The sequence below is a fragment of the Alphaproteobacteria bacterium genome, from assembly GCA_041396705.1.
Classification (GTDB): Bacteria; Pseudomonadota; Alphaproteobacteria; order CALKHQ01; family CALKHQ01; genus CALKHQ01.
In genome coordinates this window covers 432,241-455,821 of record JAWKYB010000002.1, presented here as the reverse complement: position 1 = coordinate 455,821, position 23,581 = coordinate 432,241, and the positions used below count along the sequence as shown (strand labels likewise).

The 23,581-nt window shown below is 71.0% G+C and carries 23 protein-coding genes and 1 pseudogene; 16 read left to right on the top strand and 8 right to left on the bottom strand.

Annotation, left to right across the window (positions count from 1 at the left end; translation table 11 throughout):
* The first annotated feature begins 7 nt into the window (after nucleotides 1-7).
* Nucleotides 8-1,086 (top strand): annotated as a pseudogene (locus R3F55_02075) (ABC transporter permease).
* Nucleotides 1,086-2,198 carry an ABC transporter permease gene (locus tag R3F55_02070; protein MEZ5666222.1) on the top strand — a complete coding sequence of 371 codons (1,113 nt, stop codon included), beginning with the start codon at nucleotides 1,086-1,088 and terminating at the stop codon, nucleotides 2,196-2,198. The pseudogene R3F55_02075 and the gene R3F55_02070 overlap by 1 nt, the downstream one beginning before the upstream one ends.
* A 6-nt stretch (nucleotides 2,199-2,204) precedes the next feature.
* Here R3F55_02070 and mltG read toward each other — a convergent pair whose 3' ends face one another.
* The 5 genes from mltG to fabD form a co-directional block, all read right to left on the bottom strand.
* Entirely contained in the window at nucleotides 2,205-3,287 is a 1,083-nt protein-coding gene (gene mltG / locus R3F55_02065) for an endolytic transglycosylase MltG (GenBank protein MEZ5666221.1), read from the bottom strand.
* A gap of 114 nt (nucleotides 3,288-3,401) precedes the next feature.
* Nucleotides 3,402-4,664, bottom strand: coding sequence for a beta-ketoacyl-ACP synthase II (fabF, locus tag R3F55_02060; GenBank protein MEZ5666220.1), 1,263 nt, complete (start codon nucleotides 4,662-4,664; stop codon nucleotides 3,402-3,404).
* A gap of 88 nt (nucleotides 4,665-4,752) precedes the next feature.
* Entirely contained in the window at nucleotides 4,753-4,989 is a 237-nt protein-coding gene (locus tag R3F55_02055) for an acyl carrier protein (GenBank protein ID MEZ5666219.1), read from the bottom strand.
* Between the two features lie 244 nt (nucleotides 4,990-5,233).
* Entirely contained in the window at nucleotides 5,234-5,983 is a 750-nt protein-coding gene (gene fabG, locus R3F55_02050; GenBank protein MEZ5666218.1) for a 3-oxoacyl-ACP reductase FabG, read from the bottom strand.
* A 95-nt stretch (nucleotides 5,984-6,078) separates the two neighbouring features.
* Nucleotides 6,079-7,023 carry an ACP S-malonyltransferase gene (gene fabD, locus R3F55_02045; GenBank protein ID MEZ5666217.1) on the bottom strand — a complete coding sequence of 315 codons (945 nt, stop codon included), beginning with the start codon at nucleotides 7,021-7,023 and terminating at the stop codon, nucleotides 6,079-6,081.
* A 241-nt stretch (nucleotides 7,024-7,264) separates the two neighbouring features.
* On the opposite strand from fabD, the gene rpsF reads away from it, so the two are divergent.
* From rpsF to R3F55_01980, 13 genes are all read left to right on the top strand, one after another.
* A complete protein-coding gene (gene rpsF, locus R3F55_02040) occupies nucleotides 7,265-7,732 on the top strand; it encodes a 30S ribosomal protein S6 (GenBank protein MEZ5666216.1) in 468 nt (155 codons plus the stop codon).
* The gene (gene rpsR, locus R3F55_02035; GenBank protein MEZ5666215.1) at nucleotides 7,729-7,992 is read left to right on the top strand and encodes a 30S ribosomal protein S18; all 264 of its coding nucleotides are present in this window, start codon (nucleotides 7,729-7,731) and stop codon (nucleotides 7,990-7,992) included. Before rpsF ends, rpsR begins: the two co-directional genes overlap by 4 nt.
* Nucleotides 7,993-8,025: 33 nt before the next feature.
* The gene (rplI, locus tag R3F55_02030) at nucleotides 8,026-8,616 is read left to right on the top strand and encodes a 50S ribosomal protein L9 (GenBank protein MEZ5666214.1); all 591 of its coding nucleotides are present in this window, start codon (nucleotides 8,026-8,028) and stop codon (nucleotides 8,614-8,616) included.
* Nucleotides 8,617-8,741: 125 nt separating this feature from the next.
* Nucleotides 8,742-9,980 carry a cyclopropane-fatty-acyl-phospholipid synthase family protein gene (locus tag R3F55_02025; GenBank protein ID MEZ5666213.1) on the top strand — a complete coding sequence of 413 codons (1,239 nt, stop codon included), beginning with the start codon at nucleotides 8,742-8,744 and terminating at the stop codon, nucleotides 9,978-9,980.
* Between the two features lie 250 nt (nucleotides 9,981-10,230).
* Nucleotides 10,231-11,688: a replicative DNA helicase gene (locus tag R3F55_02020; protein ID MEZ5666212.1), complete on the top strand. Its 1,458-nt coding sequence runs from the start codon at nucleotides 10,231-10,233 to the stop codon at nucleotides 11,686-11,688.
* A 58-nt stretch (nucleotides 11,689-11,746) separates the two neighbouring features.
* A complete protein-coding gene (alr, locus tag R3F55_02015; GenBank protein MEZ5666211.1) occupies nucleotides 11,747-12,832 on the top strand; it encodes an alanine racemase in 1,086 nt (361 codons plus the stop codon).
* The gene (locus tag R3F55_02010) at nucleotides 12,829-13,602 is read left to right on the top strand and encodes an ABC transporter permease (protein ID MEZ5666210.1); all 774 of its coding nucleotides are present in this window, start codon (nucleotides 12,829-12,831) and stop codon (nucleotides 13,600-13,602) included. The genes alr and R3F55_02010 overlap by 4 nt, the downstream gene beginning before the upstream one ends.
* A complete protein-coding gene (locus R3F55_02005) occupies nucleotides 13,599-14,399 on the top strand; it encodes an ATP-binding cassette domain-containing protein (GenBank protein ID MEZ5666209.1) in 801 nt (266 codons plus the stop codon). Before R3F55_02010 ends, R3F55_02005 begins: the two co-directional genes overlap by 4 nt.
* Before the next feature lie 13 nt (nucleotides 14,400-14,412).
* A complete protein-coding gene (radA, locus tag R3F55_02000; GenBank protein ID MEZ5666208.1) occupies nucleotides 14,413-15,804 on the top strand; it encodes a DNA repair protein RadA in 1,392 nt (463 codons plus the stop codon).
* A 69-nt stretch (nucleotides 15,805-15,873) separates the two neighbouring features.
* On the top strand, nucleotides 15,874-16,599 hold the full coding sequence (locus tag R3F55_01995) for a CvpA family protein (protein ID MEZ5666207.1): 726 nt from the start codon (nucleotides 15,874-15,876) through the stop codon (nucleotides 16,597-16,599).
* Between the two features lie 14 nt (nucleotides 16,600-16,613).
* Nucleotides 16,614-18,050: an amidophosphoribosyltransferase gene (gene purF / locus R3F55_01990; protein MEZ5666206.1), complete on the top strand. Its 1,437-nt coding sequence runs from the start codon at nucleotides 16,614-16,616 to the stop codon at nucleotides 18,048-18,050.
* A gap of 21 nt (nucleotides 18,051-18,071) precedes the next feature.
* Nucleotides 18,072-18,770 carry a hypothetical protein gene (locus R3F55_01985; protein ID MEZ5666205.1) on the top strand — a complete coding sequence of 233 codons (699 nt, stop codon included), beginning with the start codon at nucleotides 18,072-18,074 and terminating at the stop codon, nucleotides 18,768-18,770.
* Entirely contained in the window at nucleotides 18,763-19,485 is a 723-nt protein-coding gene (locus tag R3F55_01980; protein MEZ5666204.1) for an SDR family NAD(P)-dependent oxidoreductase, read from the top strand. Before R3F55_01985 ends, R3F55_01980 begins: the two co-directional genes overlap by 8 nt.
* Nucleotides 19,486-19,506: 21 nt before the next feature.
* On the opposite strand, the gene der is transcribed toward R3F55_01980, so the two are convergent.
* From der to R3F55_01965, 3 genes are read right to left on the bottom strand one after another with little or no spacing between them, the layout of a single operon-like run.
* Nucleotides 19,507-20,958 carry a ribosome biogenesis GTPase Der gene (der, locus tag R3F55_01975; GenBank protein ID MEZ5666203.1) on the bottom strand — a complete coding sequence of 484 codons (1,452 nt, stop codon included), beginning with the start codon at nucleotides 20,956-20,958 and terminating at the stop codon, nucleotides 19,507-19,509.
* A 36-nt stretch (nucleotides 20,959-20,994) separates the two neighbouring features.
* Complete coding sequence (locus R3F55_01970; GenBank protein MEZ5666202.1) at nucleotides 20,995-22,329, bottom strand: PQQ-binding-like beta-propeller repeat protein; 1,335 nt, start codon at nucleotides 22,327-22,329, stop codon at nucleotides 20,995-20,997.
* Nucleotides 22,329-22,499 carry a hypothetical protein gene (locus R3F55_01965; protein ID MEZ5666201.1) on the bottom strand — a complete coding sequence of 57 codons (171 nt, stop codon included), beginning with the start codon at nucleotides 22,497-22,499 and terminating at the stop codon, nucleotides 22,329-22,331. The genes R3F55_01970 and R3F55_01965 overlap by 1 nt, the downstream gene beginning before the upstream one ends.
* Before the next feature lie 17 nt (nucleotides 22,500-22,516).
* Between R3F55_01965 and R3F55_01960 the strand changes: the two genes are divergently transcribed.
* Nucleotides 22,517-23,551, top strand: coding sequence for a hypothetical protein (locus R3F55_01960; GenBank protein ID MEZ5666200.1), 1,035 nt, complete (start codon nucleotides 22,517-22,519; stop codon nucleotides 23,549-23,551).
* Nucleotides 23,552-23,581: the final 30 nt, after the last annotated feature.

Genomic DNA, 23,581 nt, shown 5'->3' with positions numbered 1-23,581 from the left:
GAAGGAGATGATCCAGGTGCTGCGCGACCCCAGCAGTATCCTGATCGCCTTCGTGCTGCCGCTGATGCTGCTGTTCCTGTTCGGCTACGGCGTCTCGCTCGATCGACCCGGATCGCAATCGGGCTGGTGGTCGAGGACGATTCGGCCGACGCGCGCGACCTCGCCGCGGCCTTCGCCCATTCGCGCTTCTTCGACGCGCGCCTCGCCCACGACCGGCACGGGCCCGAGGCCGACCTGGTCGCAGGCACCGTGCGCGGCATCGTCGTCATCCCGGCCGGCTTCGGCGCCCGGATGAGCGGCGGCGCCGGCGCCCCGGCGATCCAGGTCATCGCCGACGGTACCCAGCCGAACACCGCCAACTTCGTCCACAACTACGCCGAGGGCGTCTGGCAGGCGTGGCAGGGCGCCCGCGCGCTGGACGGCGGCCGGTCGCTCAGCCCGCCGATCGCGCTGGCGCCCCGGGTCTGGTTCAACGAGGAGCTGGTCAGCCGCAACTTCCTGGTGCCCGGCACGGTCGCACTGGTGATGACGCTGATCGGCACCCTGCTGACCGCGCTGGTGATCGCCCGCGAGTGGGAGCGCGGCACCATGGAGGCGATGATGGCGACGGCGATCGGCCGGCTGGAGCTGCTGGCCGGCAAGATCGTACCCTACTTCGTGCTGGGAATGGCCTCGATGCTGATGTGCACGACCATCGCGCTGACCCTGTTCGCGGTGCCGCTGCGCGGGTCGTTCGGGGCCCTGTGCCTGGCCTCCGCCGCATTCCTGGTGCCGGCGCTGGGCCAGGGCTACCTGATCTCGGCGGCGACCCGGAACCAGTTCGTCGCCTCGCAGCTGGCGCTCCTGACCGGCTTCCTGCCGGCGATGCTGCTGTCGGGCTTCGTGTTCGAGATCGACAGCATGCCGGCGCCGATCCGCGCGCTGACCCACGTGGTGCCGGCCCGCCACTTCGTCGCCAGCCTGCAGACGCTGTTCCTGGCCGGCGACATCTGGCACCTGCTGCTGCCCGCCCTGGGCATGATGCTGGCCATCGGCGCGGTGTTCTTCGCGCTGGCGGTGCGCGTGACCCGCCCGCGGCTGGACTGATCGTGGGCGGGCGCATCGCAGCTCTGATCGTCAAGGAGCTGCAGGCGATCCTGCGCGACCGGCGCGGCCGCATGGTGCTGATCGGCCCGCCGATCGTGCAGCTGTTCGTGTTCGCCTTCGCCGCGACGCTGGAGGTCCGCAACGTCTCGCTGGCCGTGCTCGACCAGGATCGCGGCCGCTGGTCGGTCGAGTTGGTCGAGCGTCTGGCCGGCACGCCCACCTTCACCTCCGTGCGCGCCGTCGCGCGCCCGGCCGAGATCGCCGAGCTAATCGATACCCAGGAGGTGCTGGCGGCGGTGCATATCCCGCAGGGCTTCTCGGCCGACATCGCCGCCGGCCGCCCGACGACCGTGCAGATCGCCCTGGACGGGCGCCGGTCTAACGCCGCCCAGATCGTGCAGGGCTATGTCGCACGCATCGTCCAGGCGATGGCCGCGGACGCCGCCGATGCCTATGGCCGCCCGGCCCCGCCCGGCACGCTGGTGGTGCGCAGCTGGTTCAATCCCAACCTGATCTACCGCTGGTTCACCGTGCCGAGCCTGATCGGCACCATCGGCCTGCTGATCGGGATCTCGGTGACCGCGCTGTCGGTCGCGCGCGAACGCGAGCTCGGCACCTTCGACCAGCTCATGGTGTCGCCGCTGACCCCGGCCGAGATCGTGATCGGCAAGAGCGTGCCGTCGCTGATCATCGGCCTGGTCCAGGGCACCATCTTCCTGGCGATCGCGACGCTGGTGTTCGGCATCCCGTTCACCGGGGCGACCTGGCTGCTCTATGCCAGCCTGGCGGTCTACCTGGTCGCCGTGATCGGGATCGGGCTGTTCATCTCGGCCGTCGCCCAGACCCAGCAGCAGGCCTTCCTCGGCGCCTTCGTGTTCGCGGCGCCGGCGATCCTGCTGTCGGGCTTCGCCACCCCGGTGGAAAACATGCCCGACTGGCTGCAGGCGCTGACCGTGGTCAACCCGCTGCGCCATTTCCTGGTCATCATCAACGGGCTGTTCACCAAGGACATGCCCGCGGCCACGGTGCTGGACAACGCCTGGCCGCTTGCCGTCATCGCGCTGTGCACCATGTCGGCGGCCGCCTGGCTGTTCCGGCGGCGGATCGCCTGAGGCCGGTCAGTTGCCGGCGCCGTCGTCCGCGCCTTCGCCCTCGGGCGCTTCTTCGCCACTGTCCTCGCCCTGCCCGTCCTGCTCGGTCGCCTGGGCTCGCTCGCGCTCCAGTTCACGCCAGCGCTGCACGTTGCGTTCATGCTCTTCCAGCGTGCGCGCGAAGGCGTGGCCGCCGCTGCCGTCGGCGACGAAGTACAGCTCGTCGGTCTGCGCCGGGCGCAGCACCGCTTCGATCGCCTCGCGGCCCGGGTTGGCGATCGGCGTCGGCGGCAGGCCGTCGATCATGTAGGTGTTGTAGGGCGTCAGCGTCTCGAGCTCCGAGCGCAGCAGGCCCCGGCCGAGCGGGCCGGTGCCCAGCGTGATGCCGTATTCCACCGTGGCGTCGGCCTGCAGCCGCATGCCCCGCTTCAGCCGGTTGATGAAGACGGCGGCGACGCGCGGCATCTCCTGCACGTTGCCGGCCTCCTCCTGCACGATCGACGCCAGGATCACCGCCTCGTCCTGCGATTCGACCGGCAGCTCGTCGGCGCGCTGCGGCCACATCTCGGCCAGCACCGCCTGCATGTCGTCGTGCATGCGCTGGATCAGCGATTCGCGGCTATCGCCGAACTCGTAGAAATAGGTCTCCGGCAGCAGCTCGCCCTCGTCGAACGCCGTCTCGATGTCGCCGGTCAGGCCCTCGGCCTCGTTGACCAGCCGCAGGATCTGCTCGGTGGTCAGGCCTTCGGGCACCGTCAGCCGGCGCTGCACCAGCGGGCCGTCGATCAGCTGCTGGCGCGCCTCGCGCGCGCTGATCCCCGCCGGCATCGCGAACTCGCCGGCGCGCAGCGGCGCCGCCGCGTCGGGCGCGATCACCGTCCGCTCCAGCCAGTCGGCGTATTTGAAGATCATCGGGTCCTCGATGACGCCGGCGTCGCTCAGCGTCTGCGCGATCTGGTCGACGGACGAGCCGCGCGCGATCACCACCCGGGTCTCGGTCTGCAGCGGTCCCGGTGCCGTGTAGCGCGCCCAGCCCCAGGCGAAAATGCCCGCGGCGACAAGCCCGAGGATGAGCACCAGACCGACAAGACGGCCGAGGAACTTCAGCATTGGCGGCTCCGGCCCGATCGCTGACACTGGTCGCCGGGGTCACACATCCTGTCGCGGCTGCCCCCGGTCCGGCACCTGCGACTTGTCGTGCCGGCCGCGCGGGCCGGCCGACCGTCAATCCACCGCGCGGAAGATCAGCGAGGTGTTGGTCCCGCCGAAGCCGAATGCGTTCGACATCGCGATGCGGCAGGGGTGGTCGCGCCCGGACAGCGGCACCAGGTCCATGCCGGTCGCCTCCGGCGAGGGCTCGTGCAGGTTCAGCGTCGGCGGCACGCCGTTCTTCTGGATGGCGAGGATCGCATAGATCGACTCGACACTGCCGGCCGCCCCGAGCAGGTGGCCGATCGCCGACTTGGTCGACGACATCGGGATGCGCCCGACATCGTTGCCGAACACGGTGCGGATCGCCCGCAGCTCGACCACGTCGCCGGCCGGCGTCGAGGTAGCGTGCGCATTGATGTAGTCGACGTCGCCCGGGCTGAGGCCGGCGCGCTTCAATGCGTTCTGCATGGCGCGGATGGCGCCGTCGCCATTCTCGGCCGGCGAGGTGATGTGGTGGGCGTCGCCGCTGAGGCCGTAGCCGACGACCTCGGCCAGGATGTTGGCGCCGCGCCGGCGGGCGTGCTCCAGCTCCTCCAGCACCACGATGCCGGCGCCTTCGCCCATCACGAAGCCGTCGCGGGCCTCGTCCCAGGGCCGCGAGGCTTCCTGCGGCCGGTCGTTGAAGCCGGTCGACAGCGCCCGTGCCGCGGCGAAGCCGGCGATGCCGAGCCGGCAGATCGCGGCCTCGGCGCCGCCGGCGACCATCACGTCGGCGTCGTCCAGCATGATCAGCCGGGCCGCGTCGCCGATGGCGTGCGCGCCGGTGGCGCAGGCGGTCACCGCGGAATGGTTCGGGCCGCGGAAGCCGTATTTGATCGACAGCCGCCCGGAGGCCAGGTTGATCAGCGCGGCCGGGATGAAGTGCGGCGAGATCCGGCGCGGGCCGCGCTCGTGCAGGGTCAGCGAGCCGTTGTAGATGGTCTGCAGGCCGCCGATGCCGGAGCCGATCATCACGCCAGTGCGGACCTGCTGCGCGTCGGTCTCGGCCACCCAGCCGGAATGCTCGACCGCCATCTGGCCGGCGGCGAGCGCGTAGACGATGAACTGGTCGACCTGGCGCTGGTCCTTCGGGGTGACATAGCTGTCGGCGTGGAACTCGCCCGGCCCCTCGCCGACCGGCACCTGGCCGGCGATCGTCGCCGGCCGGTCGCCCGTCTCGAAATGCGCGATGCTGCGGAGGCCCGATTCGCCGTTCATCAGGCGGCGCCAATTGACATCGATGCCGACGCCCAGCGGCGTCAGCAGCCCGATGCCGGTGACCACTACCCGTCTCATCTCATCACCCTGGGCCGACAGCCCCGCGGCATCACCGCCGGGCCGCCGCTGCCCCCCTTGTCCAGAGCATCCGCGGCGGCCGGGACCGTCAGGCGGCGTTCTGCTGGATGAACTCGATGGCGTCCTTGACGGTGGTGATTCGCTCGGCCGCGTCGTCGGGAATCTCGACCCCGAACTCTTCCTCGAACGCCATGACCAGTTCGACGGTATCGAGGCTGTCCGCACCGAGATCGTCGATGAAACTGGCGTTGTCGGTCACCTTGCCTTCCTCGACGCCGAGATGCTCCACGACAATCTTCTTAACGCGTTCCGCGACATCGCTCATCTATTGGTCCCTCATTGGCGGTTGCCGTGACGATTGCTTCGGATTGCGGGCTCGTCCGGCCGGTATGGCTGCAACGGTTGGCACCGGCGCGCGTGGCCGCCCCCATGGTCCGCTCGGGCGAGTCCGGCCGCACGCCGCCAGCCTGGGCCGACCGGATGCGGCCTGACTGAGCGCTCGCCCTTACCATCGGGCGACGCCGGGCGCAAGCCCGCGCATGGCCGGCGCCGGGGCCTGCGGCCCCCGCTCAGATCATCGCCAGCCCGCCGTTCACGTTGAGCGTGTGGCCGGTGATATAGGACGCCTCGCTGCTGGCCAGGAAGGTGACCGCGGCGGCCACCTCGGCGACCGTGCCCAGCCGTCCGGTCGGGATCGGATCGGCCATGCGCTTGTGCTGTTCCTCGGTCAGCGCGTCGGTCATCGTCGTCACGATCATCCCCGGCGCGACGCAGTTGACCGTGATGTTGCGGGTCGCGACCTCGGCCGCGATCGCCTTGGTCATGCCGATCATGCCGGCCTTCGACGCCGCATAGTTGGCCTGGCCGGGATTGCCGATCACGCCGACGATCGACGAGATGCCGACGATGCGGCCGTAGCGCCGCTTCATCATTCCGCGCAGCACCGCCCGCGCCAGCCGGAAGCCGGCGGTCAGGTTGACTTCCAGCACCGCGTTCCAGTCTTCGTCGCTCATCCGCACGGCCAGGCCGTCGCGGGCGAAGCCGGCGTTGTTGACCAGGATGTCGATACCGCCCCCTGCCGCCGCGGCCAGGGCCTCCGCCTCGTTGGCCACGGCCTGGGCCGCCTCGGCGCTGGCGAGGTCGCCGACCACCACATGCGTGCGCTCGCCCAGCTCGTCGGCCAGCATCTGCAGCGCGTCCGCGCGACGGCCGGTCAGCACCACGCCGGCGCCCTGGCCATGCAGGGCGCGCGCGATCGCGCGGCCGATGTCGCCCGATGCGCCGGTCACGAGCGCGGTCCGTCCGGTCAGGTCAAACATGGGGAGCGTTCCTCCGTTGCTGCGGCCGCCGGTCTTGCGTTGCGGGGACGTGGCCGGCCTGCGCTGTTCGATGTGGTGCGGCGCCCGACGGGCCCCTACTGGAGATCGGCGATCAGGCTTTCGATGTCGGCGACGGTCGAGACCGCGCGGGCCTGCAGCGACCGGTCGATGCGGCGCACCAGTCCGGTTAGCACGTTGCCGACGCCCAGTTCGATGACCGTTTCGACACCATGGTCGCGCAGGAATTCGACCGATTCGCGCCAGCGCACCGCACCGGTCACCTGGCGGACCAGCAGGTCGCGGATCTCCGCCGGGTCCTCGACCGGGGCGGCGGTGACGTTGGCGACCAGCGGCGGGTCCGGCGGCAGGATGGCGGCGGCGGCCAGGGCCTCGGCCATCGCCTCGGCGGCCGGCGCCATCAGCGCGCAGTGGAACGGCGCGCTGACCGCCAGCTTGACGGCGCGCTTGGCGCCCTTCTCGCCGGCCAGCGCGATCGCGCGGTCGACGGCCGCGGCATGGCCGCTGACCACGACCTGGCCCGGCGCGTTGTCGTTGGCGGCCGCGCAGACCTCGCCCTGGGCGGCCTCGGCGGCGACGGCCTCGGCCGCTTCCAGATCGAGGCCGAGCAGGGCCGCCATGGCCCCCTCGCCCACCGGCACGGCGGCCTGCATCGCCCGGCCGCGCAGCTTCAGCAGCCGGGCGCAGTCGGCGACGGTCAGCGCACCGGCGGCGCACAGCGCGGTATATTCGCCTAGCGAATGGCCGGCGACGTAGCGGCCCTTCTGCGCCAGCGCAATGCCGCCCTCGCGCGCCAGCACGCGCACCACCGCCATGCTGACCGCCATCAGCGCCGGCTGGGTGTTCTCGGTCAGCGTCAGTTCGGCCTCCGGTCCCTCGGTCATCAGCCGGAACAGGTGCTGGCTGAGCGCGTCGTCGATCTCCTGGAATACCTCGCGCGCCACGGGAAAGGCCTCGGCCAGCGCGGCACCCATGCCGACGACCTGCGCGCCCTGACCCGGAAAGACGAATGCGTTGGACATGGCCCGGCCCCCGATTGCGATCCGTTGCGAGGATGAAAGCGCTGCCTGATGCCGCCCCGGCACGGCGCTGTCAACTGCGCTGCGCGGCGCAGGTGGGGACAAAAGGCTTGCACGGCGACGGCGGATTGAGGATAACCCCGCCCGCAACTCCTTGCCGCCACGCCCCGCGTGGCGGCTTGGTGTGTTTGCGGCGCCGCGCAGGCGGCAGCGGGCACACCGTATCAGCCGTGGGGAGTAAAACATGGCATTGTACGAGTGCGTGTACATCGCACGCCAGGACATATCGTCCAATCAGGTCGACAGCCTGAACGAGACCTTCAGCGGCGTCATCGGCGCCAACGGCGGCACGGTTGCCAAGACCGAGTACTGGGGTCTGCGCAACCTGTCCTACCGCATCAAGAAGAACCGCAAGGGTCACTACGTGCTGATGAACATCGACGCGCCGCACCCCGCGGTGGCGGAGATGGAGCGGCAGATGTCGCTGCACGAGGACGTGCTGCGCCACATGACAATCCGCGTCGACGAGCTGGAGGAAGGCCCGTCGGCGATGATGCAGAACCGTGGCGAGCGCGGCGACCGCGGCGGCCGTGGGCGCGACCGCGACCGTGACCGTGACCGCCGCGACCGGTTCGGCGACCGCCCGCCGCGGCGCGAGCGCGGTGACGGCGAGGGCGAAACCTCCACCGAAAGCGAAGGAGACGGCGAATGACTGCGGCAGCCACCACCGTCCGGCGCGCCACCGTCGGCCGCCGGCCGTTCTTCCGCCGGCGCAAGACCTGCCCGTTCAGCGGACCGAACGGCATGAAGATCGACTACAAGGACGTCCGTACCCTGCAGCGCTTCATTTCCGAGCGCGGCAAGATCGTGCCGAGCCGCATCACCGGGGTCTCGGCCAAGAAGCAGCGCCAGCTCGCCAACGCGATCAAGCGGGCGCGGTTCCTGGCCCTGCTGCCCTATGTCATCAGCTAGCGGCGCGCCCGTCGGCACCGGAGAGGCATGACCATGCAAGTCATCCTGCTTGAACGCATCGAACGGCTCGGCCAGATGGGCGACGTCGTCAACGTGAAGCCGGGCTTCGCCCGCAACTTCCTGCTGCCCCAGCGCAAGGCCTTGCGCGCCACGGATTCCAATCGGGCGCTGTTCGAGACCCAGCGGGCGCAGCTGGAGGCGGTGAACCTGAAGCGCCGCCAGGAGGCGGAAGCGGTCGCGGGTCCGCTCGACGGCATGACCGTGACGCTGATCCGCCAGGCCAGCGACATGGGCCAGCTCTACGGCTCGGTCACGTCGCGCGACATCTCCGAGGCGGTGACCGCCAACGGCGTCACCGTCGCGCGCAGCCAGATCGTGCTGAACCGGCCGATCAAGACGCTGGGCCTGCACCAGATCCGCGTCGTCCTGCACCCGGAAGTAGCGGTCGAGGTGACCGCCAACGTCGCGCGCACCGAAGACGAGGCCGCCATCCAGCTCGAGCGCGGCACCGCCGTGCTCGGCGTCGAGCAGTTCGAGGAAGAGGCCGAGGACGAGGCCATCGCCGAGGAACCCGCCGAGCCGGCGGCCGAGGAAGCGACCGAAGCCGGGGCGGCCGAAGACTGAGGCGATCGCGGGCCCCGATCCCGGCTTGCCGGGCGAAGGCAAATTTCACAAGATATGGCGGCGCGTCGCGATGAACGACGCGCCGCATGCATTTTGACGCGTCGGAAGGAGCCGGGGGGCGGTCGATGCTGTTGGCGCATCTGATGAGCGACCTGATCAAGGTCGGGCAGTTGACCATGATCGACGCGACGGGCAAGACGCACGTCTTCGGCCCGCCGGACGGCAGCCCGGCCGCGACGATCCGCATTCACGACAAGGCGATGCACCGCAAGCTGTTCATGCGGCCGCAGCTGTATTTCGGCGAAGGCTACATGGACGGCGGCTGGACGCTGGAGCAGGGCACGCTGCACGACGTGCTGACCATCATGTGCGCCAACCTGGAGCGGTTCGAACGCCATCCGCTGCAGCGCACGCTGGACAGCCTGGGCCGGCTGCTGCGCCGGGTCTGGCAGTACAACCCGATCGGCAAGGCCCAGCGCAACGTCGCCCACCACTACGACCTCAACGACACCCTCTACGACCTGTTCCTGGACAGGGACCGGCAGTATTCCTGCGCCTATTTCGCCGACCCGGGCGACAGCCTGGAGACCGCCCAGCACAACAAGAAGGCGCACATCGCTGCGAAGATGCTGCTGGAGCCCGGCCAGAAGGTGCTCGACATCGGCTCCGGCTGGGGCGGGCTCGCCCTGTTCCTGGCCCAGGCGGCGGGCTGCGACGTCACCGGCCTGACGCTGTCGACCGAGCAGCACAAGGTGGCCACCGACCGTGCCCGTGCGGCCGGGCTGGAGGATCGGGTGCGCTTCCACCTGCGCGACTACCGCGAGCAGACCGGCCAGTTCGACCGCATCGTCTCGGTCGGCATGTTCGAGCACGTCGGCGTCGGCCACTACATGGAGTATTTTGGCAAGGTCAAGGACCTGCTGGCCGATGACGGCGTCTGCCTTTTGCATTCGATCGGCCGGATGGAGCCGCCAGGCTCGACCAATTCCTGGCTGCGCAAGTACATCTTCCCCGGCGGCTACACCCCGGCGCTGTCCGAGACCCTGAGCGCGATCGAATCGGTCGGGCTCTGGGTCACCGACATCGAGATCCTGCGGCTGCACTACGCCGAGACCCTGCGCCACTGGCACGACCGGTTCCAGGCCAACCGCGAGCGCATCGCGCAGCTCTACGACGAGCGCTTCTGCCGGATGTGGGAGTTCTATCTGGTCGGCTGCGAGATGAGCTTCCGCTTCATGGGCCAGATGGTGTTCCAGATGCAGATCGCCAAGCGGCAGGACGCGGTGCCGCTGACCCGCGACTACATGCTGACCGCCGAGCAGGCGCTGCGCGGCGACAAGCCGAAACGCCGCAAGGCCGCCTGAGGGCTTGCGCCGTTGCCGCCGCGCCACCGCGCGACGGCGGCAACGGCGGATTTCCGCGAGGGTGGATTCTTATCCCCGTTATCCAGATGATCCACAGGCGGGTCGCGCACACAGCCCCGAGTCGAATTGCTAGGGTGCCGCGATGGACATGGATCACGGAGGTCACCCCCCGCCGCCTGATCACGGTGAACCCTCGTCGCACGAGGGCGATGGTGGCCTAGCCGGGCTGATCGACCCGGCCAGCTTGCAGCTGCAACCGCACAATTTCGAGGCCGAGGCCGCCCTGCTGGGCGCGCTGCTCGCCAACAACGTAGCCTATGACCGGGTGTCGGACTTCCTGCGGCCGGAGCATTTCGCCGACGCCGCCCATGCCCGCATCTTCGAGGCGATCGGCCGCCTGATCTCGGCCGGCCAGCTGGCCAACCCGGTGACCCTGCGCCATTTCTTCGAGCGCGACGCCGACCTGGAGGAGATCGGCGGCGTCGACTATCTGGCGGAGCTGGCCGGCTCGGTGATGACCAGCAGCAACGCGGCCGACTATGGCCGGCTGATCCACGACCTGTTCCTGCGCCGCCAGCTGATCGCGCTGGGCGACGAGATGCTGATCGACGCGCGCAGCTTCGACATCGACCTGATGGCCAACCGCCAGATCGAGAAGGCGGAGCAGAGCCTGTTCGACCTGGCCACCTCCGGCGAGCTCGAGCGCGGCTTCCAGGATTTCGGCCTGGCGCTGTCGAAGGCGATCGACGTCACCGAATCCGCCTATCGCCGCGAGGGCAAGATCAGCGGCGTGCCCAGCGGCTTCCGCGACCTCGACGCCAAGCTCGGCGGCCTGCACGCGTCCGACCTGCTGATCCTCGCGGCGCGCCCGTCGATGGGCAAGACCTCGCTGGCCACCAACATCGCCGTCAACGCCGCGATGTCGCGCACGGTCGACACCGATGCCGACGGCAACCGGGTCGAGACGCCGTGCCCCGTTGCATTCTTCTCGCTGGAGATGTCGGCCGAGCAGCTTGCCATGCGCGTGGTCTCGGAAAAGGTCGGCGTCTCGTCGGAAAAGCTGCGCCGCGGCGAGCTCGGCTCGGCGCAGTTCGACGCGCTGGTCGAGGCCAGCCGCGAGCTGGCCGCGCTGCCGCTGTACATCGACGACACGCCGGCGCTGACGGTAACCCAGCTGCGCACGCGGGCGCGGCGGCTGAAACGCACCAACGGCCTGGCGATGATCGTGATCGACTATCTGCAGCTGCTGGCGCCCAACCCCGGCCGGCGCAACGACAACCGCGTTCAGGAGGTTTCCGAAATTACGCGCGGACTCAAGGCGTTGGCCAAGGAACTTGATGTTCCTGTGCTGGCGTTGTCGCAGCTCAGCCGCGCGGTCGAGCAGCGCGAGGACAAGCGGCCGCAGCTGGCCGACTTGCGCGAGTCCGGCTCGATCGAGCAGGACGCGGACGTGGTGATGTTCATCTTCCGCGAGCAGTACTATCTGGAGCGGGCGGAGCCGTCGCAGCGCGACGACGAGCCGATGGACAAGTTCAACGACCGCCACGACCGCTGGATGCGGCGCTGCGAGGAGGTCTACAACATCGGCGAGGTGATCATCGCCAAGCAGCGCCACGGCCCGATCGGGACCGTGCGGCTGCGGTTCGACGGCCAATACACCAAGTTCACCGACATGGCCGACGAGGACCGGCTTCCTGAGCAGCGCTGAGCCAGATGTGATCCGCGCGGACAGCGCGCCCGGCGCGGATGCCGGCGGCTGCGGCGGCGTGCTCGACATCGATCTCGACGCGGTTGCAGCCAACTGGCGCCGGCTCGCCGCGCTCACCGCACCGGCCGAATGCGCCGCCGTGGTCAAGGCCGACGCCTACGGGCTCGGCGCCGGGCCCGTGGTCCGCGCGCTCGCCGCGGCGGGATGCCGAAGCTTCTATGTCGCCTTGCCCGACGAGGGCCGCGCCGTGCGCGCGGCGGTGGGAACAGGACCCGCGATCGGCGTGCTGGCCGGCTATCTTTCTGATGCCAGACAAATATATCAAACCAGCGATTTAACACCGGTTCTTAATACACCGCTGCAGATCGACGGCTGGGCGGCCGGCGGCGGCGGACGGGCGGCCTTTGTGCATGTCGACAGCGGCATCAACCGGCTCGGCCTCGGGCCCGAGCAGTGGCAGGCGCTTGTCACCGGCGGCGATCTCGGCTTCCCGCTGGCCGGCGTGCTGAGCCACCTTGCCTGTGCCGACGAGCCGGATCACCCGCTCAACCGCGCGCAACTCGCCGCCTTCCGGGGCGCGCTGGCGCGCCTGCCGGCCGGCACCCGCGCCAGTTTCGCCAACTCGTCCGGCATCTTCCTCGGCGGCGATTTCCATTTCGGGCAGGTTCGGCCCGGCGCCGCCCTCTATGGCGTCAATCCGACCCCCGGCCGCCCCAACCCGATGCGGCCCGCGGTGCGCCTGCGCGGCCGAATCCTGCAGGTCCGTCACATTGACCGGGGACAGGCGGTTGGCTATGGTGCGACCTACATCGCCCCATCGGCGCGGAAAGTCGCAACCGTTGCAGTGGGTTACGCCGATGGCCTGCACCGCGCCGCCAGCAATCGCGGCAGCGTCCTCTGCCAATCCCACGAGGCGCCGATCATCGGGCGCGTGTCCATGGACATGATCACCATCGACGTCAGCGACATCCCCGACCATGCCGCCCGCCCTGACCTGTGGGTCGACGTGATCGGGCCGCACCGCGACGTCGATGCGGTAGCCGCCGACTGCGGCACCATCGGCTACGAGGTGCTGACCGCGCTCGGCCGGCGCTATCGCCGGCGCTATCGCGGCGGCACGCACGACGGCGCGGCTGGCGGATGAACCCGCTCGCCGCCATCGGGCGGATCTTCCTCAACTTCCTGGCCGCCACCGGCCGGATCACGCTGTTCGCCATGCGCGCGCTGTCGCACTGCGTGCGGCCGCCGTTCTTCCCGCGGCTGATCCTGCGGCAAATGATCGACATCGGCTATTACTCGCTGCCGGTGGTCGGGCTGACGGCGGTGTTCACCGGCATGGTGCTGGCGCTGCAGAGCTATACCGGCTTCTCGCGCTTCTCGGCGGAATCCGCCATTCCGAACGTCGTGGTGCTGTCGATCACCCGCGAGCTGGGGCCGGTGCTGGCCGGCCTGATGGTGGCCGGGCGCATCGGCGCGGCCATCGCCGCCGAGATCGGCACCATGCGGGTGACCGAGCAGATCGACGCGCTGAAGACGCTGTCGACCAATCCGTACAAGTACCTGGTCGCGCCCCGGCTGATCGCCGGCATGACCATGCTGCCGCTGCTGGTGCTGGTGGCCGACATCATCGGCGTGTTCGGCGGCTATCTGGTCAGCATCTACAAGCTTGGCTTCAACCCGTCGACCTACCTGAAGAACACCATCGACTTCATGTCGACGGTCGACGTGCTGTCCGGCCTGGTCAAGGCGGCGGTGTTCGGGCTGCTGATCGCGATGATGGGCTGCTACCACGGCTACAACTCGCGCGGCGGCGCCCAGGGCGTGGGCGCGGCGACAACCAATGCGGTCGTCTCCGCCTCGATCCTGATCCTCTGCTTCAACTACATCATCACCGAGCTGTTCTTCGCGGCATGAGCACACCGGAAAGCGGCACCCCGTCGAACCCCGACGCCAAGATCTCGATCCGCACGCTGCACAAGCGGTTCGGCGAAAAGGTGGTGCTGAACGGGGTCGACCTCGATCTCGCCCGCGGCGAATCGCTGGTGGTGATCGGCGGTTCCGGCACCGGCAAGTCGGTGCTGATCAAGAACGTGATCGGGCTGATGAGCCCGGAGAGCGGCTCGATCCTGATCGACGGCGAGGAGACGGTCGGGCTCGGCAGCCGCGACCGCGACCGGGTGATCCGCAAGTTCGGCATGCTGTTCCAGGGCGGCGCCCTGTTCGACAGCCTGCCGGTCTGGGAGAATGTCGCCTTCGGCCTGATCCAGGGCCGGCGCATGCGCCGGGCGCAGGCCCGCGAGATCGCGATCGAGAAGCTGGGCCAGGTCGGTCTGGCGCCCGAGGTCGGCAAGCTGTGGCCGTCGGAGCTGTCCGGCGGCATGCAGAAGCGCGTCGGCCTGGCGCGCGCGATCGCCACCGACCCGGAGATCATCTTCTTCGACGAGCCGACCACCGGCCTGGACCCGATCATGGGCGACGTGATCAACGACCTCATCGTCAAGTGCGTGCGCGAACTCGGCGCCACCGCGCTGTCGATCACCCACGACATGGCCAGCGCGCGCAAGATCGCCGACCACGTCGCCATGCTCTACGAAGGTCAGATCATCTGGCACGGCCCGGTCGAGGACATCGACAAGGCCGAAAACGCCTATGTCGACCAGTTCATCCACGGTCGCGCCGAGGGGCCGATCAAGATGCAGCTTCGCCGCTAGGCGCGGGATCGGCGTGGCCCGCGCCAGGACCAGCTATGTCTGCCAGGAATGCGGCGCGGTCCATGCCAAGTGGGCCGGGCGCTGCGACGCGTGCGGCGGCTGGAACACGCTGGTCGAGGAGCTGGCGGCGCCACCGGCCTCGGGCACGCGGCGCGGCGGCGGCCGCGCGCCGGCGCTGGTCTTCGCCGAGCTCAAGGGAACGGCGCCGGCGCCGCCGCGGCGCGAAAGCGGCATCGCGGAGTTCGACCGCGCCTGCGGCGGCGGGCTGGTCGCCGGCTCGGCCGTGCTGGTCGGCGGCGACCCCGGCATCGGCAAGTCGACCGTGCTGTTGCAGGTCGCCGCGGCGCTGGCCCGCGGCGGCGCCCGTTGCGCCTACATCTCCGGCGAGGAGGCGGTCGAGCAGATCCGCCTGCGTGCAGACCGCCTGGGCATGGCCGACGCGCCGGTCGCGCTGGCCACCGCCACCGACATCGAGGCGATCACCGCCGCGCTCGAACAGGCCGGCCCGCCCGACGTGGTTGTGATCGATTCGATCCAGACCATGTACCTGCCCGGCCTGGAATCGGCGCCAGGCACGGTGGCCCAGGTCCGCGCCTGCGCCCAGGCGCTGATCCGGCTGGCCAAGGCGCGCGGCATGACGCTGATCCTGGTCGGCCACGTCACCAAGGAGGGCCAGATCGCCGGCCCGCGCGTGCTGGAGCACATGGTCGACACGGTGCTGTATTTCGAGGGCGAGCGCGGCCATCAGTTCCGCATCCTGCGCGCGGTGAAGAACCGCTTCGGCGCCAGCGACGAGATCGGCGTGTTCGAGATGACCGACCGCGGGCTGGTCGAGGTCGCCAACCCCTCGGCGCTGTTCATCGGCGACCGCGCCCGGCCGGTCAGCGGCGCCGCGGTGTTCGCCGGCCTCGAAGGCACCCGGCCGGTGCTGGTCGAGATCCAGGCCCTGGTCGCGCCCTCGTCGATGGCGACGCCGCGCCGTGCCGTGGTCGGCTGGGACAGCGCGCGCCTGGCCATGGTGCTGGCGGTGCTGGAGGCGCGCTGCGGCGTCGCCTTCTCCGGCCGCGACGTGTTCCTCAGCGTCGCCGGCGGCCTGCGCATCGCCGAGCCGGCCGCCGACCTCGCCGCCGCCGCGGCGCTGCTGTCGTCGCTGGCCGACGTCGCGCTGCCGCCGGAGACCGTCATCCTGGGCGAGATCGGACTGTCCGGCGAGGTGCGCCCGGTCAACCAGACGCCGGTGCGGCTGAAGGAGGCGGCCAAGCTCGGCTTCACCGCCGCCTGGACCCCGCCGGAACGCGGCCGCAAGACCGAGCGCGGCGCCGCCGGCCTCGCGCGCCGCGCGATGGACCACGTCGCCGATCTCGCCGCGGCCGTTTCCGTCGATTTATCCGGCGATGGCCGGTGAAGCGCATGCGCCGGAGGTGCGGCCGCAAAGTCCATGCAATCGCCCGACCGGCCTGCTAAACGGAGCGCGATGAACGATTTCGATCCCATGGTGGCCGGCGTGCATGTAGTCGACATCGGCGTGGCCGTCGTGCTGCTGGTTTCCGCCCTGCTCGGGCTTATCCGCGGCTTCACGCGCGAGCTGTTCTCGATCCTGGCCTGGGTCGGAGCCGCCGCGATCAGCTATTTCGCCTATCCCTATGTGCAGCCCTGGCTGGACGATCTGATCGGCATCTCGCTGCTGTCGGAGCTGGGCAGCGCGGTCGGCGTGTTCATCATCGCGATGATCGTGCTGACGCTGGTGTTCGCCGCGGTCGCCGACAAGCTGAAGGGCGAGCGGACCGGGGCGCTCGACCGCAGCCTCGGCTTCCTCTACGGCCTCGCCCGCGGCGCCGTGGTGGTGATCGCGGCCTACATGATCTTCTCCTGGTTCGTGCCGCGCGAGGAGCAGTGGCCGTGGCTGCTGACCGCGCGCGCGATCCCGCCGGTGCAGAACGCCAGCGCCGCGGTCGAGGAAGCGATTCCGCCCGAGACCTGGGCCTGGCTGTCCGACACCTTCGACCGCGAGCGGCCGGACTTCGGGCCGCAGGACACGCTCGACCCCGACGCGGCGGCGCGCCTGCTCAGCCAGCCGCCGCCGGGCCCGCGCGAGGGCGGCGACGACCCCAACTACGACAGCGGCTCGTCCTCGCGGCTTGACGAGATGATCCAGCGGCTCCAGGAAGGCGAGGGCGGGAACGCCCAACCGCAGCAGTGACCCCGGCCGAGGGCATGGACCAGGACAAGTTCCACGAGGAATGCGGCGTCTTCGGCGTGTTCGGCCATGCCGACGCCGCCGCCCTTACGGCGCTCGGCCTGCACGCGCTGCAGCACCGCGGCCAGGAGGCGGCGGGCATCGTCGCCACCGACGGCGAGACCTTCCAGGCCCACCGCGGCCGCGGCCAGGTCGCCGACAATTTCGGCGCGCCGGAGGTGATCGCGCGGCTGCGCGGCGACCGCGCCATCGGCCACAACCGCTATGCCACCACCGGCGAGGCGTCGCTCAGGAACGTCCAGCCGCTCTATGCCGACTTCGCCTTCGGCGGCTGCGCAATGGCGCACAACGGCAACCTGACCAACGCGGCGACGCTGCGCCGCACCCTGGTCCAGCGCGGCAGCATCTTCCAGTCGACCAGCGACACCGAGGTCTTCATCCACCTGATCGCCAGTTCGCCGGCGGCGACGGTGGCTGACCGGCTGTGCCATGCGCTCGGCCAGGTCGAGGGCGCCTACTCGCTGGTCGCGCTGACCGAGGATGCGCTCTACGCCGCGCGCGACCCCGCCGGCGTGCGGCCGCTGCAGCTCGGCACACTGGACGGCGCCACCATCGTCGCCTCGGAGAGCTGCGCGCTCGACATCATCGGCGCCGAGTTCGTCCGCGACGTCGAGCCGGGCGAGCTGCTGGTCGTCACCCGCGACGGCATCCGCAGCCGGCGGCCGTTCGCACCGGCGCCGCGGCGCATGTGCGTGTTCGAGTACATCTATTTCGCCCGCCCCGACAGCGTCGTCGACGGCCAGAGCGTCTATGAGGCGCGCCGCGCCATCGGCGTGGAGCTGGCGCGCGAGTCGCGGGTGGAGGCCGACCTGGTGGTGCCGGTGCCGGATTCCGGCGTGCCGTCCGCCATCGGCTATGCGGCGGAGGCCGGCCTGCCGTTCGAACTCGGCATCATCCGCAACCACTATGTCGGGCGCACGTTCATCGAGCCGACCGATTCCATCCGTCATCTCGGCGTGCGCCTGAAGCACAACGCCAACCGGGCTTATCTGGAGGGCAAACGCGTCGTGCTGGTCGACGACAGCATCGTGCGCGGCACCACCTCGCGCAAGATCGTCGAGATGGTGCGCCGCGCCGGTGCGGCGCAGGTGCACATGCGCATCTCCAGCCCGCCGACCACCCATTCCTGCTTCTACGGCATCGATACGCCGAACCAGGCCGAGCTGCTGGCGACCGGCCACGATGTCGCCGAAATGGCGCGCATGATCGGCGTCGACAGCCTGGCGTTCATTTCGATCGACGGGCTTTACCGTGCGCTGGGCCATGCCGGCCGGGACGGCGAGCACAGGCGGTTTTGCGACGCCTGCTTCACCGGCGACTACCCGATCCCGCTGGTCGACCAGCAGACCGGCGACATGCGTGCCGTCGTCTCGCGCATGGCCGATGCGCGCTGAGCGTAACAGGGGAGGCCCCCGATGCTGCGCCTGATCATCGTGCTGGCGATCGCCTTCGCCGCCTCGCAGTTCCCGCGATTCTACCAGTCCTACCTTTTCGCCACCGACGCGGACCTGCGCCAGGCGATGGCGGCGGGGGCGCCGTCGTGGCAGGTCGACCTGCTGAAGAGCCAGCGCACCGACCTGCTGGCGGCGGACGAGCCGCACATGCAGGTGGCCACATTCGTCGAGAATTTCGACGGCGACCGCGCGCTGCGCGTGATCAGCGACGACTTCGAGCCGCAGATACCCGAGGACGGTATCGGCTGGGCCTTCGGCGGCGTGGGGCTGCTGGCCGGCTTCCTGTTGACCGCCATCCTGTTCGCGCCGTTCCGGTCCCGGCGCCGGGTGATCACGCCCGCCGCGCCGCGGCCGGCCCGGCAGGCGCAGGCGCGCACCCAGCGCGCGGCCAGCCGCATCCCGGTCTCCGGCGGCGGTCTGAACGCGGCGATAAAGGCGGCGCAGCAGATGGCCGACCAGGTCAAACAGGCCGCCCAGAGCGGCGCCGCAGCGGTGCAGACCGGGCAGGCGGCAGCCGGCAAGTCCGGCGCCATCCAGCTCAGCCAGGTCCGGCGGCTGAGCGCGATCACCACCGCGTACAGCCGGCCTCCGGCAATCACGCGGCCCCGCGGCATCGGTTTCGAGGGCCCGATCGCGCGCCGGGTGCAGTTGCGTGACTGACGGTGACGGCCGGCCCGATCTGGGCGGTAGGATTGCGCTGGTCACCGGCGCCTCGCGCGGGCTCGGCGCGGCGATCGGCTGCGCCCTCGCCGCGGCCGGCGCCCACGTGGTGCTGGCGGCCCGCACCGTCGGCGGGCTGGAGGCGTGCGACGACGCGATCCGCGCCGCCGGCGGCCAGCGCCCCACCCTGATACCGCTCGACCTCGCCGACGGCGACCAGATCGACCGGCTCGGCCCCGCGCTCTACGAGCGCTTCGGCGGACTCGACATGCTGGTCTCCGCCGCCGCGGTGCTGCATGCGCTCAGCCCGGTTGCCCACGTGGCGCCTGCGCGCTGGGCTGACACCTTCCGGGTCAACGTCGAGGCGAACTTCCGTCTGATCCGCATCCTCGACCCGCTGCTGCGGCGCGCGGCGGCCGGCCGCGCCGTGTTCATCACCGACGCCGCCGGCCGACCCGGAACCGCCTACTGGAACGCCTATGCCGCCAGCAAGGCAGCGCTGGAGACGCTGGTGCTGAGCTGGGCCGGCGAGCTGGCGCGGATGAGCGTGCGCGTCAACCTGTATGATCCCGGCCCGATGCGCACCAAACTGCGCGCGACGGCCTTCCCCGGCGAGGACCCGGCCTCGGTTGCCGCGCCGGCCGACCGCGCCGCGGCCGTGCCGCCCCTGCTCGCCGCCGACTGCCGCCGCCACGGCGAGATCGTGCGCGCCTAGCCCGATCTCCGATCGCCCGGATCAGGCCTGCTTGACGTAGGGGTTCTTGCCGCGCCGCGGCAACAGGCGGATCGGCGTCCCCTCCAGGCCGAAGACCTGGCGCAGGTCGTTGGTCAGGTAGCGCTTGTAGGACTCCGGCAGCTCGGCCGGCCGGTTGACGAACAGCGCGAAGGTCGGCGGCCGCGTCTTGATCTGGGTCATGTAGCGCAACTGCAGCCGCCGGCCCTTCGGCGCCGGCGGCGGATGACGCTCGACCACGCCGGTGAGCCAGCGGTTGAGCTGGCCGGTGGCGATGCGCTTGTTCCACAGGCCGTAAGCCTCGATCACCGCCGGCATCAGCTTGGCGACGCCCTCGCCGGTCTGCGCCGACAGCCGCACCAGCGGCGCGCCGCGCACCTCGGGCAGGATCTCGCCCAGCCGCAGCGTCACCTCCTTGCCCACCGCGCTGCGGTCCTCGACCAGGTCCCATTTGTTGAGCACCAGCACCAGCGCACGCCCCTCGTTGGCGATCAGCCGGATGATGGCCAGGTCCTGCCGCTCGAGCGCCTGTGTCGCGTCGATCACCACCGCCACCACCTCGGCGAAGCGCACGGCGGTCAGGGTGTCGGCCACCGACAGCCGTTCCAGCTTGCCGGTGACGTTGGCCTTGCGGCGCAGGCCGGCGGTGTCGATCAGCTGCACCGGCCGCTCGCGCCAGGCATAGGCCACGCGGATGCTGTCGCGGGTGATGCCGGCCTCGGGCCCGGTCAGCAGCCGGTCCTCGCCGACCAGCCGGTTGATCAGCGTCGACTTGCCGACATTGGGCCGACCGACCACCGCCAGGCGCAGCGGCTTGGTCGGGTCGTCCTCTTCCTCTGCGGCGGGTTCCTCGTCGCCCGCTTCCGCCTGCGCATCCCGCACGGCGTCCGCTTCGGCCGCGCCCTCGCGCTCGTCTGCGCCTTCGGCAGGCTCGGCTTCGGCTTCGGCGTCGCCGCCGGCGGCCTCGACGATCGGGCGCAGCGCCTCGTAGAGGTCGGCCATGCCGGCGCCGTGCTCGGCGGAGATGGCCACCGGCTCGCCGAGGCCGAGGTCGAAGCCCTCATAGGCACCGGCCGCCGCGCTGCGGCTCTCGCACTTGTTGGCGACCAGGATCACCCGCTGCCCCTGGGTGCGCAGCAGCGCGGCGAAATGGCGATCGAGCTCGGTCAGGCCGTCGCGGGCGTCGAACACGAACAGCGCGGCATCGCATTGCGCCAGCGCGCGCAGCGTCTGATCGCGCATGCGGCCGGACAGGGTCGCATCGTCGCTGTCCTCCAGGCCGGCGGTGTCCATGACGGCGAAGCGCAGGTCGCCCAGCCGCGCGTCGCCCTCGCGCCAGTCGCGGGTGACGCCCGGGGTGTCGTCGACCAGCGCCAGCCGCCGGCCGACCAGCCGGTTGAACAGCGTCGACTTGCCGACGTTCGGCCGGCCGACGATCGCGATGCGTGCGGTCAATCCTGAGTCCCCGGGCCCACGTCGGGCGCGCCGGCGTCAGCGCAGCGCATAAAGCCGCGCATCGTCGGCAAGCAAGTAGATCGTGCCGCCCGCCGCCAGCGGTTCGATCCGGAACCCGGCGCCGCCGATGTCGCGCTGATCGACCGGCTCGCCGGTCGACGGCGACATCGCCACCGCCACGCCGTTCGAGCCGGCCACGATCAGCCGGTCGCCGACCAGGATCGGCCCGACCCAGTCGATCGGGTCCTCCTGGTCCTCCATGTCCTCGTAGCGCTGCAGCTGGGTCACCCAGCGGATCCGGCCGTCGGTCTCCGACAGGCTGACCACCTCGGCGCGGTCGGTGACCAGGAACAGCGTGTTGCCGGCCAGCCAGGGCGAGCTGGCACCGCCGGCCGGCTGTTCCCACACCCGGCTGCCGGTGCGCATGTCGAGCGCGGCGGACCGCCCGCTGTGGCTGACCACGAACAGCCGCGCGTCGCCGATGATCGGCCGTGCCCGGATGTGCGCGATCCGCGCTATCGCCTCGGTCGCGCGCGGCGCGACCAGGCGGTCGGACCACAGCACGCGGCCGTTCTCGACGCGCATCGCATAGACCTCGCCCGACGTGTAGGGCACCACCACCACCGAGCCGTCGACCGCCGCACTGGCCGAACCGAGAATCCCCGCCTCCTCGGCCGCGCCGCTGTGCGACCACAGCCGCTGGCCGGTGGCCGCGTCCAGCGCGACCGCACGGTTGTCGGCCGAGACGGCGAACACGCGCCCGGCGTCGACCGTCGGCGCCGACCGCGACGGGCCCGGCAGCGGCACGCGCCACACCACCGTGCCGTCGGCCGGCTCCAGCGCCATCGCCTCGGCCGAACCGGTGGTGACGAACAGCGTGTCGTCGGCGAAGGCGATGCCGCCGCCCAGCTCGCCTTCGTCCTCGTCCTCGGGAATCAGGTCGACACGCCACACCTCGCGACCGCCGGCGGCGTCGAGCGCGACCAGTTCGCCGTCGGCGTCGATCGCATAGATGCGCCCGTTGGCGACGATCGGCTGCACCAGCAGCCGCTCCTCGGAATCCGAACCGGCGCCGATGTCGGACGACCACACCACGCCCAGCCCGCCGCCGCCGGCGAGCCGCTGCGGATTGTGCTGTGCGTTGCCGCCGTCCTGCGGCCACTCGTCCAGGCTCTCCGCCGGCATGACGAACGGCTCCGCCCCAGCCTCGACATCGGGCGTCAGGGCCGGGTTGGCGTCCAGCACCGCCACCCGCGTGCCGGGAATCCGCTCGACCTCGTCGTCGCCGAACCACGAGCATCCGGCCAGCGCACCGGCCGACAAGGCCAACACGGCACCGCGCAGCCCGGTGCGGAATGCGTTGATCTGCATCAGCCGTTGCCCTCGCCGTCTGCCGGTTCGCCGCCGCCCTCGGCCGGAGCGGCGCCATCCGCGTCGTCGGCCGGGGGCGTCTCATCGGCGGGCGGCGCAGCCTCGTCGCCGGCTGGTGCCGGCTCCGGCTCGGTGGCGCCGGGTGCCGGCGTCTCGTCGGCGGGCGGCACGACCTCGTCGCCGGACGGTGTCGGCTCGGCTCCGTCGCGTCGGGCGCCGGCGTCTCGTCGGCGGGCGGCGCAGCCTCGTCGCCGGCTGGTGCCGGCTCTGGCTCCGTGGCGTCGGGTGCCGGCGTCTCGTCGGCAGGCGGCGCGGCCTCGTCGCCGGCTGGTGCCGGTTCTGGCTCCGTGGCGTCGGGCGCTGGCGTTTCATCGGCGGGAGGCGCAGCCTCGTCGCCGGCTGGTGCCGGCTCGGGCTCCGTGGCGTCGGGTGCCGGCGTCTCGTCGGCAGGCGGCGCGGCCTCGTCGCCGGCTGGTGCCGGCTCGGGCTCCGTGGCGTCGGGCGCCGGAGTCTCGTCGGCGGGCGGCGCAGCCTCGTCGCCGGACGGCGCCGGCGCCGTGTCCGCCGCATCCGCGCCGCCGCCGATCGCCGCCAGCACCTCCGCCGCCCGGCCGCGCAGGGCGATCGGCGCGTCGGCATCGTCCACGATCGCGGTCAGCCGCTCGCGCGCGGTGTCCAGGTCGCCCTCGCGCAGCGCCGCAGCCGCCACGATCTCGCCGACAAGGAACCGCCACGGGCTGTTGGCCGCGTCGAGCGCCGCAAGCTGGGTGCGCAGGCTGTCGGCACTGGCCGTCTCGGCCTGCAGCTCGGCGCTGAGGATCCGGGCGACGTCGCGCAGCACAGTGTCGACCTCGCCGGTATCGGCGACGGTGTTGTACAGCGCGATCGCACCGTCCGGGTCGTCGCCTTCGACCGCGCGCGCCGCGGCGTTCATCCGGGCCAGTGCCGCGATGTTCGGCTCCGCGTCGTCGGCGAATGCCGTCAGCGTGGCGACCGCATCGGCCGTCTCCTGTTCCGACGCCGTGCGGATCGCCTCGTTCAGCGCGCGCGTCTGGTCCTCGCTCACGCTTACCTGATAGGCGCGCCAGGCGACCACCGCCGCGGTGCCGGCGACGATCAGCACGGCCAGCGCCAGCACCATCCAGCCGTAGCGGCGCCACAGCGTCTTCATCCGGTCTTCGCGCAGCGCCTCGTCGACCTGTTCGAAAATGTCCGCCAATGACCTGCTCCCTTGCGCCGCGAGCCTTCGCCC